Genomic DNA, 15,483 nt, shown 5'->3' on the forward strand with positions numbered 1-15,483 from the left:
GCCACCGCGCCGGCATGAGCCTGGCCGACTACCGCCGTAAGCGGAGCTTCGACAAGACCCGCGAGCCCGAACCCGGCAAGCCCGTACCCAAGGGCAAGCGCGCGATCTTCGTGGTGCAACTGCACCACGCCAGCCGCCGCCATTACGACTTCCGCCTGCAGGTCGGCGATGCCCTGAAGAGCTGGGCGGTGCCGAAAGGCCCGAGCTACGACCCGGACGTCAAGCGGATGGCGGTGGAAGTCGAGGACCATCCGGTCGACTACGCCGGCTTCGAGGGCGAGATCCCCAAGGGCCAGTACGGTGGCGGCCACGTCGCACGCTTCGACCACGGTGTGTGGGCGACGACCGGCGACCCGGAGGCGCAACTGGCCAAGGGCCATCTGCGCTTCGAACTCTTCGGCGACAAGCTCAAGGGCGGCTGGCACCTGGTGCGCTCGGGCAAGCCGGCCCGGCAGCCGCAATGGCTGCTGTTCAAGGACAAGGATGCGTACGCCGGCACGCTCGAAGCCGATGACCTGCTGGCCGACGTGGCCGCGCCGCCCGCCGCAGATCTCAAGCGCGCCGGCAGCGGCAAGGCGGTCAAGAAGAAGCTCGCCACGGCGCCGGCACCGGCGCGCAAACGTCGCAAGGACTGGGCAAGGAAGGCATTGGCACTGGAAGGTGCCAGGCGCGCCGAGGCGCCAACCGGGCCGTTCCAGCCACAGCTGGCCAAGCTCGGGGAGTCCCCACCCAAGGGCGAACAGTGGCTGCACGAACTCAAATGGGATGGCTACCGCATCCTCGCCACGATTGCCGGCGGCGAGGTGCGGCTGTGGTCGCGCAATGCGCTGGAGTGGACCGACAGGATTCCCGAGATCCGCGATGCCATCGCCGCCCTGGGTCTGAAGTCCGGCGCGCTGGACGGTGAACTCATCGCCGGCAAGGGCACCAAGGAGGACTTCAACCTGCTGCAGTCCACGCTGTCCGGCGAACGCCAGGGCGCGCTGGCGTTCGCGCTATTCGACCTGCTGCATCTCGACGGCGTGGACGTCACCGCCGCCCCGCTGATCACGCGCAAGGCGCTGCTGCAGGACGTGCTGGACGGCGGCCCGCCGCACCTGGCCTACAGCTCGCATATCGAGGGCGATGGCGACGCGGCGTTCAAGCTGGCCGGCGACACTCATTTCGAGGGCATCATCTCCAAGCGCGTGGATCGCCCCTACCACGGCGGTCGCAGCGACGACTGGCGCAAGACCAAGCTGCTGGCGAGCGACGAGTTCGCGGTGGTCGGCTACACGGCACCCAGGGGCAGCCGCACCGGCTTCGGCTCGCTGCTGCTGGCGAAGCCGGATGCCGAACATGGCTGGCTGTACGCGGGCCGTGTCGGCAGCGGTTTCAAACGACACGCTGATGCGCGAGGTCACCGCGAAACTCGGCAAGGGCGGCGTGCGCAAACCCACCGTGCATGTGGGCACCACCGATACCGACCTGCGCACCGCGACCTGGTTCGAACCGTGCTTCGTGGTGGAGGTGTTCTACCGCGGCATCGGCCGGCAGGAGCTGCTGCGGCAGCCGTCGCTGAAGGCGGTGCGCTGGGACAAGTCGGTCGACGATCTTGTCGATTCCGATCGCGGGCCCGGTGCCGGCACAGGCAGGTCGACGAAGGCGGCGAAGACCGTGGCGAAGGCCACCGTGGGTAAAGCGGCAACGAAGGCGGCCACGAAGACTGGTGAAAAGCCGGCGAAGAGGGCGGCGGCGTCGAAGGCCGTTGCCACTGCGGACCAGGCGTCGGCGGCCGTGCGCACACCGCCGCGATTGTCCAGCCCGACCAAGGTGATATTCCCCGATATCGGTGCCACCAAGAAGGATGTGTGGGACTACTACTCCGCCGTGGTCGACCATCTGCTGCCGGAGATCGCCGGCAGGCCGTTGTCGATTATCCGCTGCCCCAGCGGCGTGGAGCGGCCCTGTTTCTTCCAGAAGCATCACACCGCGGGGCTCGAGCTGGTGGCGTCGGTGCGGCTCAAGGAGGACAGCGGTGTCAACGCCCATTACCTCGTGGTGGAGGATGAGGCCGCGTTGATGGAGCTGGTGCAGTTCAACGCGATCGAGTTCCACCCCTGGGGCTCGCATGCAGCCGAACCCGATATCGCCGATCGCGTGGTGTTCGATCTCGACCCCGGGCCGGACGTGCCGTTCGCCGAGGTCAGGAAGGCCGCGGTCGACATCCGCAAGCTGCTCGAGCAACTGGAACTCGAATCGTTCCTGCGTGTCTCCGGCGGCAAGGGCCTGCACGTGGTGGTGCCGCTCAACCCAGGCTGCCACTGGGACCTGACCAAGCGCTTCGCACACGGCTTCGCCGATGCACTGGCACGCGCGCAGCCGGACCGGTTCCTCGCCACCGCCACCAAGAGCCTGCGCAACAAGCGCATCTTCGTCGACTACCTGCGCAACGGCCGCGGCGCGACCGCGGTCGCTTCGTATTCGCTGCGCGGTCGGCCCGGCGCGCCGGTGGCGCTGCCACTGGCGTGGAGCGAGCTGTCGAAACTCAAGCGCGCCGATGCGTTCACCATCCACGAGGTGCCCGCCCTGCTGCGGCGCCGGCGCAAGCACCCGTGGGCCGATATCGACCGCATCACCCAGGACCTGTCGCGCTGGTCCGACGTGGAATAGCGCTGGCCCGCCAGGGCCGGTCGCGTTGCCCTCAGCCCTGCCCCTCTCCCGCGGGCGGGGGAGGGGTGAAGAGCAGCGACCCTCGCAATGCCATCTCCGCGCCGCGTCCTTCCCTCCAAGCGGACGACGACGGAGGCAAGGCGGAGGGCTGGCTTTGAATCCTTCTCCCGCGAGCGGGAGACAACGCGGCAGGAGTGCCGCGTTGCACGGCGAAGCCGCCCGGAGGGCGAGCGCCATGGATGGCGCGAGTGCAGGTGGCGCACAGCGCCGGATGAGGGCACGAGCAGCTTGACGCGTGGACATCACGCGTACGACGGCGACAATGACCGTCGACACCACCCCGAACCGTCCGCATGACCCCAGCGCCCCGGCTCCGCCGCAGTTCTGCCCGTTCCATGCCGCCGGCGCTGGGCCGATCGCTGCCGGCACGCATCGCCACGATGCTGTTGTGGTTGTTGCTGATGGCACCGGCGCTTGCGCAGTCCACCGCGGAGTCGACGGCGCCCGTCCCCGCGGCGGAGGCTGCAGCCGCAACGCTGGACACCGCCGACGACGAGCTGCTGGCACTGCGCGAGCGTCTGGACGAAACCAGCGACACCGCCGGCTTCGTGCAGCTGCGCGACGCCGCAGTGGCGCTGGACGTGCGCGTGCAGGACGCCGTGCGCACGCTGGAAGCGGAGCTGGCCGGCGTGCAGGGTCGGCTCGACGAGCTCGGCCCGGTGCCGGAGGATGCCGCCGGCGAGGATGCAGGGATCCGAGCACGCCGCGCCGAACTCGCCGCGCGCGTGTCGGTGCTCGATGGCGCGGTGAAGCGCGGCCGCCTGCTCGGCATCGACATCCGCGACGTGCGCGAGGCGATCACCTCCACGCAGAGTCGCCAGCTTGGCGAGCAACTGTCGCAGCGCCACGGCTCTCCGCTCACGCCGCGGCTGTGGCATGCGGTGGCCACGGATTTCCCCAGCGACCGCCAGCGTGTGGAGGCGTTCCTGGGCCTGCTGGAGCGCAGCGTCCGCGATGGCATCGCCCGCTTCGGCGTGCCGGTCGCGATCGGTGTCGTGCTGCTGGCCGGCGTGCTGGCGTGGCCGGTGCGGCGGCTGTTGCGCCGTGCCGGTCGCCGCTTCGCGCTGCGCCACACCCCCGGCGACAGCCGCTTGCGCCGCACCGCGCTGGCGGGGTGGCTGGTGGTGTCGAGCCTGCTGTGCATCGGCGTGGCCGCGTGGCTGCTGTCGCACCTGCTGCGCTGGGGCGATCCGCCGGTCGCGGTGATGGATCAGCTGGCCAACGCGCTGGTCGCCGCCGCCGTGTATGGCGCGCTGGTGGCGAGCCTCGGCAACAGCCTGCTGATGCGCGCCGCCCCCGAGTGGCGCCTGCCGCCGCTGTCGGAAGATCTCGTCGGCGGGCTGCGGCCGTATCCGTGGCTGGCCGGCGGGCTGGTGTTCGTCGACCGGCTGGTCGAAGGGGTGATGGTCGCGATCAACCCGCATGCGGCGCTGGCCGCCACGGTGACCGGCGCGGTGGCGCTGAGCTATGCGCTGCTGGCGATCAGCGTGCGGCGGCGGCAGCTGCCGCTGGGCGGCGGCACCGACACCGTGGCCGTCGCCGCCTGGGTGCGGGTGCTGCTGACGCTGGTGCGGCTGGCGGTGCTGGCGCTCGTGGTGGCATTGGCGCTGGGCTATTTCCAGCTGGCGCTGCTGATCGGCCGCGAGGTGGTCTGGGTCGGCGTGGTGGCGATGGGCCTGTACCTGGCCTGGGTCGGCATCGACGACCTCTGCGGGTTGATGTTCGGCGACGACGGCCGGGTGGCGACCGCCACCGCGCGCGCCACCGGGATCCGCCCGCACCGGCTGCGCCAGGCCGGCCTGATCGTGGCGGCGATCGGCCGCGTGCTGCTGGTGCTGATCGCGATCGCACTGGTGCTGGCACCGCTGGGCACCAGTTTCTCCGGATGGCGTGAGCTGGTGGCGGTCGCGGCCACCGGGCTGCGCATTGGCGAGGTGGTGATCTCGCCGTCCGGCGTGCTCAGGGCGGTGCTGATCTTCGGCGGCGGCTGGATGGCCGTGCAGGCCCTGCACGGCTGGCTGGTGGAACGCTACCTGCCCGCCACCGACCTCGACGCCGCCTCGCGCAATTCGGTGGCCACGGTGGCGCGCTACTTCGGCATCACCGTGGTGCTGGCGCTGGGACTGGCCGCGCTCGGCATCGGCATCCAGCAGATCGGCCTGGTGGTGGGTGCACTGTCGGTCGGCATCGGCTTCGGCCTGCAGGCGATCACCCAGAACTTCATCTCCGGGCTGATCCTGCTCGCGGAGCGGCCGGTGAAGATCGGCGACTGGGTGCGGGTGGGCGACTTCGAGGGTGATGTGCAGCGCATCAGCGTGCGCGCGACCGAGATCCGCGTGGCCGACCGCTCCACGGTGATCGTGCCGAACTCGGAGCTCATCACCAAACCACTGCGCAACATGACCCTGGCCAACCCGCTGGGCCGGGTGCTGCTGCAGTTCCCGGTGCCGCTGGATACCGATGTCGACCGCCTGCGCGACATCCTGCTGGAAACCTTCGCCGCCCATCCCGCGGTGCTCGACGACCCGGCGCCCTCGCAGACGCTCGACGGCATCGCCGCCACCGGCATCAGCGTCACCGCGGTGGGCTTCACCGATTCCCCGCGCAGCGCCGGCGGCGTGCGCAGCGAACTGCTGTTCACCCTGCTGCGGCGGTTGCGCGAGGAAGGCATCCGCCTGGCGCCGATGGCGCAGAGCATCCGCGTGCTGCGTGACGAGGCCGGGTTGTTCGTGCAGGACGATCCCGCCGCGGAGGACGGCGCATGAGCGCCTACGTGGTTGGGCTGACCGGCGGCGTCGCCTCGGGCAAGACCGAAGTGGAACGGCGCTTCGCCGCGCTCCGGGTGGCCGTGGCGGACGCCGACGTCGCCGCCCGCGAAGCGGTCGCGCTGGGCAGCGAGGGACTGGCGGACGTGGTCGCCACGTTCGGTACCGGGGTGTTGCAGGCCGATGGCAACCTCGACCGCGCGCGCATGCGCCAGCTCGTGTTTGCCGACGACGACGCACGCCGTCGGCTGGAAGCCATCGTCCACCCGCAGGTGCGCATCCGCCTGCGCGCGGCCTGCGCGGCGGCATCCGGCCCCTACGCGATCGCGGCGATTCCGCTGCTGGCCGAGGGCGGTCGCGGCCATTACCCGTGGATCGACCGGGTGCTGGTGGTGGACGTGCCACGCGCGGTGCAGCTGGCCCGCCTGCAACGGCGCGACGGCATCGACGCCGTGCTGGCCGAACGCATGCTGGCGGCCCAGGTCGATCGGGACACGCGGCTGGCGGTGGCGGACGACGTGATCTACAACGACGGCCCGCTCGCGGCGCTCGACGCACATGTCGCGGCGCTGGACGCGCAGTACCGGCGACTGGCCGGCGCGCGCGGCTGAACAGGGCGGCTGGTTGGGCCGCTGGCCGGCGGCGGCGGGGCTCGCGGCCGATACCGGCCTGCCTATGCGCCACGCTCACGAGCCGGTGTCTACGGTCTGCCATCCCCGCCTCCCCCAACCAGGAGTCATACGATGGCGATCAAGACGATTGAAGACCTCTTCATCCATGAACTGTCCGACACCTACAGCGCCGAGAAGCAGATGACCAAGTCGCTGCCGCGGCTGGCGAAGGCGGCCACCGACGAAGGCCTGGTCGCGGCGTTCGAGGCCCACCTGACCGAGACCGAGGCGCAGGTCGAGCGCCTGGAGCAGGTCGCAGAAGTGCTTGGCGTCAAGCTCAAGCGCATCAAGTGCGAGGCGATGGAAGGCCTGGTCGAGGAAGCGAAGGACACCATCGAATCGATCGAGGCCGGTCCGTTGCGCGATGCCGCGCTGATCGGTGGCGCGCAGAAGGCCGAGCACTACGAGATCGCGGCCTACGGCACGCTGTGCGCGATGGCCAAGAGCCTCGGCTACAAGGACGCGCTGCCGCTGCTGCTGGAGACGCTCGAGGAAGAGAAGGCCACCGACGAGAAGCTCACCATCCTCGCCGAGCAGGGTGGCAACCAGCGCGCGGCGCAGAAGGCCGCCTGATCGGAACGGGCCGCCCGCGTGGCGGCCCGGTGATTCGGGTGCTGCCTTCGCACGCGAAGGCGCAGATGACGTGGTCCGGTGGGTTGCCCTGCCGGACCATTTTCTTTGGGTCCAGCGAAGTCGCGTGAGTCAGGCCACGCGGCTCCTGCCGCGACGCCGGCCGGGAGCAGGCGCAGGCTCCGCCGCCCAGAACCCGCGGATCGCCGCGATGCCCTGCGCGCCATGCGCGCGCGCCAGCGCGAGCCCGTCGGTGGCGAGGCCACCGATCGCATAGATCGGCAATGACACCTCTTCGCGCATCGCGGCGAAGGCGTCCCAGCCCAGCCCGGGCACGCCGGGATGACTGGCGGTCGCCGCCACCGGGCCGAGCACCACGAAGTCGCAGCCCACGCGCTCGGCCTGCCGCAGCTGGTCGACATCGTGGCAGGACGCGCCGAACGGAATGTCCTCGGCCACCGGACGCGCCTCGCAGGCCATCAGCTGGCGTGCCGGCAGGTGCAGGCCGCAGCCGTGCTCGGCTGCAAGCACCGCATCGCCATTCACCAGCACGTCGGCGTGCACCGCCCGCCCCAGCAGCGCGGCCGCCGCCACCAGCCGTTTGCGGCGATCGACCTCGATGTCGGGCAGCCGCAACTGCAGGCGGCGGATGCCATTGGCGAGCAGGCGCTCCACGCCGGCCAGCCAGTCCTCGTCGCGTTCGTCGGGACCGGGAGACGGGGTCACCGCATAGCGATCGGGCTGGCGCAGCGCGGCCACGACCGGACGGTCCGCGGGCGGCATCATGTAACGCTCGAGCTTGTCCTGCGGCACCCAGGCCATGGCCTGGCCTTCGTGTCCCTTCGGTGCGCCGCGCCAGCCGTCGATCATCCGCACGTCGAGCCGCAGGCGCTTGTGCGGGTAGCGCTGCGGCACCGTGATCAGCGGCGCACCGATCTCCACGCGGATGCCCAGCTCCTCGTCGAGCTCACGCGCCAGCGCCTGCTCCCGGGTCTCGCCCGGCTCGCGCTTGCCGCCCGGGAATTCCCACAGCCCGGCAAGGTCGCGCCCCTCGGTCCGGCGGGTCAGCAGCACGCGTCCGCGCGCGTCGGTAATCACGCCCGCCATCACCTCGACGACGGGGGCAGTGTCCTGGTCACTCATGGAGACATCATCGGAAGAAGTGGTTCTGCCGGTGGTGAACGTTGGCGGTTGCGGGTGCCGGGCGGCGTAAGTCGAAGACACCGGACTACAGCGCTTTCCCTCATCCGGCGCTTCGCGCCACCTGCACTCGCGCCTCCCATGGCGCTCGCGCTACGGGCGGCTTCGCCGCATAACGCGGCATTCCTGCCGCGTTGTCTCCCGCGCGCGGGAGAAGGCCTGTTAGCGCCTCTGTGCTGACCCGCGTCTATCCAACGCCGGGAAGCGCCGCGGCGCCAACCAGTGCAGGTTGCCCTTCCCGGAGGAAAGCCCCCCTGAGTGAGGGGGGCGCGCCAACGGCGCGGGGGTGTGGAAGCAACCCCGTGGCACCCCACGGCCCGCATAGCGGACCTGGGGTTGCCGCCCGCTATGCGGGCGGCACCACGGGCAGCTCAGCTCAGCTGAGCTGCCCGTGGCAATGCTTGTACTTCTTGCCGCTGCCGCAGGGGCAGGGATCGTTGCGGCCGACCTTGGGCGCGTCACGGGTGACCTGGGCGACGCCACCCTGCGCGGCCAGGCCGCGCTGCACCGCTTCGGCTTCCTCGTCGGCGCCGAAGCCGCCGGCGTCGGCATGCTGGAACTGCGCCTGGTTGAGCTTGGCCTCGATCTGGCGGCGCTCCTCGGCTTCCATCGCCGCCATCTCTTCCTCGCTGCGCACGCGCACGCGCGCCAGCATGGCGATCACCTCGCGCTTGACCTTGTCGAGCAGCTCCGAGAACAGCAGGAACGCTTCGCGCTTGTACTCCTGCTTCGGCTGCTTCTGCGCGTAACCGCGCAGGTAGATGCCCTGGCGCAGGTAGTCCATGCGCGCCAGGTGCTCCTTCCAGCTCTGGTCGACCACGTTGAGCATCAGGTGCTTTTCCAGCATGCGCATGGTCTCGCTGCCGATCTGCTGCTCCTTGGCCGCGAACAGCGCGTCGACGGCTTCCTGCACATGCGCGGTGATGCCCTCGGCGTCGATCTCCTCCTCGACCAGCTTGCGCAGGTCCAGGCGCAGGCCGAAGTCGGCTTCCAGCGCCGCCTCCAGGCCCGGCAGGTCCCACTGCGCGTCGATCGAATCCGGCGGCACGAAGCGCGCGACCGTCTCCGCCACCACGTCGGCGCGGATGCCGTCGACGGTCTCCTTGACGCTGTCGGCTTCCAGCAGCTCGTCGCGCTGGCCGTAGATGACCTTGCGCTGGTCGTTGTTGACGTCGTCGAAGTCCAGCAGGTTCTTGCGGATGTCGAAGTTGTGGGCTTCGACCTTGCGCTGCGCGTTGGCGATCTGCTTGGTGACCAGCGGCGACTCGATGATGTCGTCTTCCTGCAGGCCCATCCGCGCCATCACCTTCTGCACCCAGTCGGCGGCGAAGATGCGCATCAGGTTGTCTTCCAGCGACAGGTAGAAGCGGCTGGAACCCGGGTCGCCCTGGCGGCCGGAACGGCCGCGCAGCTGGTTGTCGATGCGGCGCGATTCGTGACGCTCGGTGCCGATGATGTGCAGCCCTCCGACCGAGACCACCTGCTCATGGCGCTGCTGCCATGCGGCGCGCAGCGCGGCCTTCTGCTCGTCGCCGGCGTCCTCGCCGAGTTCGTGCAGCTCGGCTTCGAGCGAACCGCCGAGCACGATGTCGGTACCGCGACCGGCCATGTTGGTGGCAATGGTCACCGCCTTCGGACGACCGGCGTGGGCGATGATCTGCGCCTCGCGCTCGTGCTGCTTGGCGTTGAGCACCTCGTGCGGGATGTTGTCCTTGCGCAGTTCACCCGACAGCAGCTCGGAGACCTCGATCGAGGTGGTGCCGACCAGCACCGGCTGGCCGCGCTCGTAGGCGTCCTTGATCTCGCGGGCGACCGCGCGGTACTTGCCGGCGCGGTTGAGGAACACCGCGTCCGGATGGTCCTTGCGCACCATCGGCCGATGGGTCGGGATCACCACCACTTCCAGGCCGTAGATCGACTGGAATTCGTAGGCTTCCGTGTCGGCGGTGCCGGTCATGCCCGACAGCTTGCCGTACATGCGGAACAGGTTCTGGAAGGTGATCGACGCCAGCGTCTGGTTCTCGCGCTGCACCGGCACGCCTTCCTTCGCCTCGACCGCCTGGTGCAGGCCGTCGGACCAGCGCCGGCCCGGCAGCGTGCGGCCGGTGAACTCGTCGACGATCACCACCTCGCCGTCGCGCACGATGTAGTCGACGTCGCGCTGGTAGATCGAATGCGCGCGCATCGCCGCATTGAGGTGATGGACGACGTGGATGTTGTGCGGGTCGTACAGGCCCTCGTCCTCGCCGATGATGCCGGCCTTGCGCAGCAGCTCCTCGGCGTGCTCCTGGCCCGCCTCCGACATATGCACCTGCTTCTGCTTCTCGTCGACCCAGAAGTCGCCGACGCCGTCCTCGACCTCCTGGCGCTTGAGCGACGGGACGATGCGATTGACCTTGATGTAGAGGTCGGGGGTCTCGTCGGCCGGGCCGGAGATGATCAGCGGCGTGCGCGCCTCGTCGATCAGGATCGAGTCGACCTCGTCGACGATCGCGTAGTTCAGCCCGCGCTGGTAGCGGTCGGCCTTCGACAGCGCCATGTTGTCGCGCAGGTAGTCGAAGCCGAATTCGTTGTTGGTGCCGTAGGTGATGTCGGCGCCGTAGGCGGCGTGCTTGTCGCCGTGCGGCATGCCCGGATAGACCACGCCGACGGTAAGGCCTAGCCAGTTGTAGAGCTTGCCCATCTGCGCGGCATCGCGCCGTGCCAGGTAGTCGTTGACCGTGACCACGTGCACGCCCTTGCCTTCCAGGGCGTTGAGGTAGACAGGCAGCGTGGCCACCAGGGTCTTGCCTTCGCCGGTGCGCATCTCGGCGATCTTGCCCATGTGCAGCACCATGCCGCCGATCAGCTGGACGTCGTAATGGCGCATCCCCAGCACCCGGCGACTGGCCTCGCGGCACACCGCGAACACTTCCGGCAGCAGCTTGTCGAGCGACTCGCCGTCGGCGACGCGCTGGCGGAAATGCGGGGTCTTGGCCTGCAGCTCGGCATCGGTGAGCTTCTGCATCTCCGGCTCGAGCGCATTGACCTTCTGGGCGACCTTGTCGAGCTGTTTGACGAGGCGTTCGTTGCGGCTGCCGAAGACGCTGGTGAGCAGGCGGTTGAGCATGGGTGTACCGGTTCGGGGTTCGGGGACGGGCCGGTGGTACAGGCCCGCAACGAAAAAAGGGCGCGGGGCGCCCTTTTTCATGGCAACGCGGATTGTAGCGTGGTGACGCGGGGCCTGCGTTTCAAGCGCCGCGCCGCCCCGCTGGACACTACTGGCGCGAGACGCCCATGTCGGCGAGGAACTGGCGCGGATTGAGCACGCGACCGCCTTCCCACACTTCGAAGTGCACGTGGACGCCGGTGGAGCGCCCGGTCGAGCCAGCCTTCGCCAGCTCGGTGCCGGCGCGGACCAGGTCGCCGACCCGGGTGGTGTTGCGCGAGTTGTGCGCGTAGCGGGTGACGTAGCCGTTGCCGTGGTCGACCTCGACCACGTTGCCGTAGCCGGCGCGCTGGCCGGAGTAGCTGACCACCCCGTCAGCCACCGCCATCACCGGATCACCGTGGCGGGCACTGAAGTCGATGCCGCGGTGGAAGGCGCGGCCACCGCTGAACGGGTCGGCGCGATAGCCATAGCTCGAGGTGACATAGCTGCTGGCCACCGGCGAGCGCGACGGCAGTGCCGCGCGCTCCATTTCCTCGCCCAGCAGCAGGGCCTCGAGCACCGAAAGCTGGTCGCCCGAGGTGCGGAACTGGGTGTCCACCTGCTCCATGCCTTCCTGCAGTGCGTGCGGCGGCATGTCGAGCACCGGCCCGGGACCACCCACGCCGACCGCGGCGGTGAAGTCGAACTCGCCCTCGCCGAGCTTGCCGATGCGGGTCAGGCGCTCGCCCAGTGCGTTGAGCCGGTTGGCCTGGGCCTGCAGTTCGCCGAGGCGGGCGGCGAGCGCGTTGACTTCGCGCTGCGCTTCCTGGCGGGTGTTGTCGATCATCGCCTGCTGGCGGGTGTTTTCCGCCTTGAGGCGGGAGATCTCGCCGGCGCCGGCGGCGGCACCGAAGGCGAGGCCCGAGCATGCCAGCACGGCGGCGGCGGTCATCGGGCGGCGGGCGATCTGTACGCGCGTGCACTGCAACCAGTGCATCATGCGGGCTCGCGCCTGCTGGGTAAAAGTGTTCAAGGTCATTGCGTCACATGTCCGGAGTTCGTTCAAAGCCGCCAGGAACCGGTCCGCAAACCCCCCAGCCGGCGCTCGATACGCTGCTGGGCGGTGCGGCCGGCGATCCGCTGCGTCGTGCTCTCTGGCTCGACGACCTGGACCGGCGACTGCGTCCCCTGCTTCCCCCGGCGCTCGCCGCGCATGCGCGGCTGGGCAACGTCGACGGTGGCAGGCTCGTACTGCTGGTGGAAGCTGCTGTCTGGCATGCCCGTGCAAGGCTGGCCGGTCCGCAGATCCTCGAAGCCGCCCGCTCCCTCGGGCTGGATGTCACGGTGCTGGTGGTGCGTACGACCAGCCGACCCGCCTCGCCGCCCCCCGCGGCCGGGCCCAGGTCACGTCCTCTTTCGCCTCACGCCGAGCAGGCCCTGCGCGAGGCGGTCACGCTCCTGTCGACCACTGACACCGACGATCGAAGCGGGTCCTGACACCGTCGCGGCTTCACACAGCCTCCACGACGGCGACGGGGCATCCTATCGGCCATACCCGGGCGAAGGGTTAACGACTCGATAAGTGAGCGTAAATTTTCGTTAAATTTACGTTATGAATTCACTCCGAACTCACGTTGGTGAGCATCGGGAGCTTTCAATGGGCAGACGGCACAGGCTCGCTGAGCCGCCAACGCACTGATTTCATTGGCAGCGGCGTCGCTCGAGGATCCGGAGCAACCGGTGGCTAGACCGGATTGCCGCCAGTGCCCGGTCGTCTGCCGGGCGAGACGTCAGCACACCGTCGATTGGAATCCGCCTGGCGGAAGTCACCGGAATGCGGAACGTGCAGACACGCCCGCGATGCGCGAGGCGATCGCGGCAGTTACTTAGTCCGCAGTGACAACAGAGAGACCCGTGCCGAGGGATCAGGCAGCGACAGGGACGCCGTAGGACACCGGCGCGTCGGCGTGTTCGCCGAAGCTCACTTCTTCCCAGGCCGACGGCTCCGCCAGAAGTGCGCGCACCAGCTTGTTGTTGAGCGCGTGGCCGGACTTGAAGCCCTCGAACGCGCCAAGGATCGGGTGGCCGGCCAGATACAGATCGCCGACAGCATCGAGGATCTTGTGGCGGACGAACTCGTTGGCGTAGCGCAGGCCGTCGTCGTTGAGCACGCGGAATTCGTCGAGGACGATCGCGTTGTCCATCGAGCCGCCAAGGCCGAGGTTGCGCTCGCGCATGAACTCGAGGTCGCGCATGAAGCCGAAGGTGCGCGCACGGCTCACTTCGCGGATGTAGTTCTCGGTGGAGAACTCGACCACCGCGCGCGACTGCGTCGCCGGGATGGCCGGATGGTCGAACTCGATGGTGAAGTCGAGCTTGAACCCGTCGTATGGCGTGAAGCGGGCGATCTTGTCGCTGTCGCGCACTTCGATCTCGCGCTTGATGCGGATGAAGCGCTTGGGTGCATCCTGCAACACGATCCCGGCCGACTGCAGCAGGAACACGAACGGGCCGGACGAGCCGTCCATGATCGGCACCTCGGCCGCGGACAGTTCGACGTAGATGTTGTCCACGCCGAGGCCGGCCAGCGCCGACATCAGGTGCTCGACCGTCATCACCTTGCCGGCGCCGCGGGTCAGCCCGGTGCACAGCATGGTTTCGGTGACGAGCTCGCCGCTGGCGGGGATTTCCACCACCGGGTCGAGGTCGACGCGGCGGAACACGATGCCGGTATCGACGGGCGCGGGGCGCAGCGTTAGGAAAACCTTCTCGCCGCTGTGCAGGCCTACGCCGGTGGCGCGGATGGTGTTCTTGAGGGTGCGTTGCTTGGGCATCAGGGGTCTGCCAGGGGCGCGGGAACCCGGTGGGCCAACGCGGAACGCGCGAAGGTTAGCACGCGACCGGCTTAACCTGAACGGAAGCGGCTGGCGCCTTCGGGCTTGCCAGGGACCTGCCACGGAGCTTTCGGGAAGCAGGCCATAAATGCACCGCGAGTGGGTTTTCCCGCCCGCACGCATGCGTCGGCGACGGGCTGATCCACCCTCGGGAGGAAACGCCACCGGGCCGGCGCAGGCCCGGTGGCAAAGGACACAGCAGTACCACACGGTCCGGGACGGACGGCCCGGACCGGTCCAGCGATGCAGCCGTCAGTCGGCCTGACGACGCAGGAACGCAGGAATATCCAGGTAGCTGCTGTCGCTGCCGAAATCGGCCACGGCCGGCTTCGACGATTCCTCCGCGGCAACGCTGCGGCCACGCAGGGCCGAGGCGATGCTCGGCGCCTGGCCTGCAACCGCATCGTCGATCGCCAGGCCCGTGGTGCCGTCGCGCTTGGCCTGGGTGTGGATCAGCTGCACCTGCGGGCGACGCACCTGCTCGCCGGCATGGTCACTGCCACGCACGCCGGCACGGGCGCTCGCGCGGTTGAGGCCGGTGGCGACCACGGTGACGCGCACTTCGTCCTGCATGTCCGGATCGAGCACGGTGCCGATGACGACGGTCGCGTCCTCGCTGGCGAAGTTTTCCACGGTGCGACCGACCTCGTCGAACTCCGACATGGTGAAGTCCGGGCCGGCGGTGATGTTGACCAGGATGCCGTTGGCGCCGGCGAGGTTGACGTCGTCGAGCAGCGGGTTCTGGATCGCCGACTCAGCGGCCGCCTGCGCGCGGTCGTCGCCGCGGGCGTGGCCGGTGCCCATCATCGCCAGGCCCATTTCGGACATGACGGTGCGCACGTCGGCGAAGTCGACGTTGATCAGGCCCGGACGCACGATCAGGTCGGCGATGCCCTGCACGGCGCCCAGCAGCACGTCGTTGGCGGCACGGAACGCCTGGATCATCGTGGCGTTGCGGCCGAGCACGGTGATCAGCTTCTCGTTGGGGATGGTGATCAGCGAATCGACGTGCTGCGACAGGTCCTCGATGCCCTTCAGCGCTACCTGCATGCGGCGGCGGCCCTCGAACGGGAACGGCTTGGTGACCACGGCGACGGTCAGGATGCCCATCTCCTTGGCCAGCTGCGCCACCACCGGTGCCGCACCGGTGCCGGTGCCGCCGCCCATGCCGGCGGTGATGAACACCATGTCGGCGCCCTGCAGCGCGTCCATGATGATCTCGCGGTCTTCCAGTGCGGCCTGACGGCCGACCTCCGGGTTCGCGCCCGCACCCAGGCCCTTGGTGACGTTGCCGCCGAGCTGCAGCTGCAGCTTCGCGCCGCAGTTCTTGATCGCCTGCGAGTCGGTATTAGCGGTGATGAACTCCACCCCGTCCACGCTGCTGCTGACCATGTGGGCCACGGCGTTGCCACCGCCACCGCCCACGCCAATGACCTTGATGACGGCATTGGGTGCCATCTTCTCTACCAGTTCGAAATGCGCCATGTCCGTTGTCCTCGCAAGTGTGTGTTGCTTATCGATATGTTGTTGAAACGCCCTGC

9 protein-coding genes and 1 pseudogene are annotated in these 15,483 nt (G+C 69.2%); 5 read left to right on the forward strand and 5 right to left on the reverse strand.

Translation table 11 applies throughout. From position 1 onward, the window contains the following. The first annotated feature begins 14 nt into the window (after window positions 1-14). The 4 genes and pseudogenes from ligD (at window position 15) to E5843_RS11955 (ending at window position 6,721) form a co-directional block, all read left to right on the forward strand. Window positions 15-2,652: pseudogene (gene ligD / locus E5843_RS11940) on the forward strand (DNA ligase D). Window positions 2,653-3,047: 395 nt separating this feature from the next. After that, the gene (locus tag E5843_RS11945; protein WP_136412753.1) at window positions 3,048-5,477 is read left to right on the forward strand and encodes a DUF3772 domain-containing protein; all 2,430 of its coding nucleotides are present in this window, start codon (window positions 3,048-3,050) and stop codon (window positions 5,475-5,477) included. After that, complete coding sequence (gene coaE, locus E5843_RS11950) at window positions 5,474-6,088, forward strand: dephospho-CoA kinase (protein WP_136412754.1); 615 nt, start codon at window positions 5,474-5,476, stop codon at window positions 6,086-6,088. Before E5843_RS11945 ends, coaE begins: the two co-directional genes overlap by 4 nt. A 132-nt stretch (window positions 6,089-6,220) precedes the next feature. Then, complete coding sequence (locus tag E5843_RS11955; RefSeq protein WP_136412755.1) at window positions 6,221-6,721, forward strand: YciE/YciF ferroxidase family protein; 501 nt, start codon at window positions 6,221-6,223, stop codon at window positions 6,719-6,721. A 129-nt stretch (window positions 6,722-6,850) separates the two neighbouring features. On the opposite strand, the gene E5843_RS11960 is transcribed toward E5843_RS11955, so the two are convergent. The 3 genes from E5843_RS11960 to E5843_RS11970 form a co-directional block, all read right to left on the reverse strand. Continuing rightward, window positions 6,851-7,861 carry a Nudix family hydrolase gene (locus E5843_RS11960; protein ID WP_243733061.1) on the reverse strand — a complete coding sequence of 337 codons (1,011 nt, stop codon included), beginning with the start codon at window positions 7,859-7,861 and terminating at the stop codon, window positions 6,851-6,853. Window positions 7,862-8,294: 433 nt separating this feature from the next. Further along, the gene (secA, locus tag E5843_RS11965; protein ID WP_136412756.1) at window positions 8,295-11,027 is read right to left on the reverse strand and encodes a preprotein translocase subunit SecA; all 2,733 of its coding nucleotides are present in this window, start codon (window positions 11,025-11,027) and stop codon (window positions 8,295-8,297) included. A gap of 148 nt (window positions 11,028-11,175) precedes the next feature. Continuing rightward, entirely contained in the window at window positions 11,176-12,048 is an 873-nt protein-coding gene (locus tag E5843_RS11970; protein ID WP_208002215.1) for a M23 family metallopeptidase, read from the reverse strand. A 47-nt stretch (window positions 12,049-12,095) separates the two neighbouring features. On the opposite strand from E5843_RS11970, the gene E5843_RS11975 reads away from it, so the two are divergent. Further along, window positions 12,096-12,545 (forward strand): DciA family protein, encoded by a 450-nt coding sequence (locus E5843_RS11975; RefSeq protein WP_136412757.1) that lies wholly within the window; start codon window positions 12,096-12,098, stop codon window positions 12,543-12,545. Window positions 12,546-12,973: 428 nt separating this feature from the next. Here the strand turns inward: E5843_RS11975 and lpxC are convergent, their stop codons facing one another. Further along, window positions 12,974-13,882, reverse strand: coding sequence for a UDP-3-O-acyl-N-acetylglucosamine deacetylase (lpxC, locus tag E5843_RS11980; protein WP_136412758.1), 909 nt, complete (start codon window positions 13,880-13,882; stop codon window positions 12,974-12,976). A 312-nt stretch (window positions 13,883-14,194) separates the two neighbouring features. After that, entirely contained in the window at window positions 14,195-15,427 is a 1,233-nt protein-coding gene (ftsZ, locus tag E5843_RS11985; RefSeq protein WP_134674154.1) for a cell division protein FtsZ, read from the reverse strand. Window positions 15,428-15,483 lie beyond the last annotated feature (56 nt).

The sequence above is a fragment of the Luteimonas yindakuii genome (genome assembly GCF_004803715.2).
GTDB classification, from domain to species: domain Bacteria; phylum Pseudomonadota; class Gammaproteobacteria; order Xanthomonadales; family Xanthomonadaceae; genus Luteimonas; species Luteimonas yindakuii.

What these genes read in the sequence shown, in the direction of transcription:
- E5843_RS11945 (WP_136412753.1), top strand. Translation starts at nt 3,048, where the DNA reads ATGCCGCCGGCGCTGGGCCGATCGCTGCCGGCACGCATCGCCACGATG.
- coaE (WP_136412754.1), top strand. Translation starts at nt 5,474, where the DNA reads ATGAGCGCCTACGTGGTTGGGCTGACCGGCGGCGTCGCCTCGGGCAAG.
- E5843_RS11955 (WP_136412755.1), top strand. Translation starts at nt 6,221, where the DNA reads ATGGCGATCAAGACGATTGAAGACCTCTTCATCCATGAACTGTCCGAC.
- E5843_RS11960 (WP_243733061.1), bottom strand. Translation starts at nt 7,861, where the DNA reads ATGAGTGACCAGGACACTGCCCCCGTCGTCGAGGTGATGGCGGGCGTG.
- secA (WP_136412756.1), bottom strand. Translation starts at nt 11,027, where the DNA reads ATGCTCAACCGCCTGCTCACCAGCGTCTTCGGCAGCCGCAACGAACGC.
- E5843_RS11970 (WP_208002215.1), bottom strand. Translation starts at nt 12,048, where the DNA reads ATGATGCACTGGTTGCAGTGCACGCGCGTACAGATCGCCCGCCGCCCG.
- E5843_RS11975 (WP_136412757.1), top strand. Translation starts at nt 12,096, where the DNA reads ATGTCCGGAGTTCGTTCAAAGCCGCCAGGAACCGGTCCGCAAACCCCC.
- lpxC (WP_136412758.1), bottom strand. Translation starts at nt 13,882, where the DNA reads ATGCCCAAGCAACGCACCCTCAAGAACACCATCCGCGCCACCGGCGTA.
- ftsZ (WP_134674154.1), bottom strand. Translation starts at nt 15,427, where the DNA reads ATGGCGCATTTCGAACTGGTAGAGAAGATGGCACCCAATGCCGTCATC.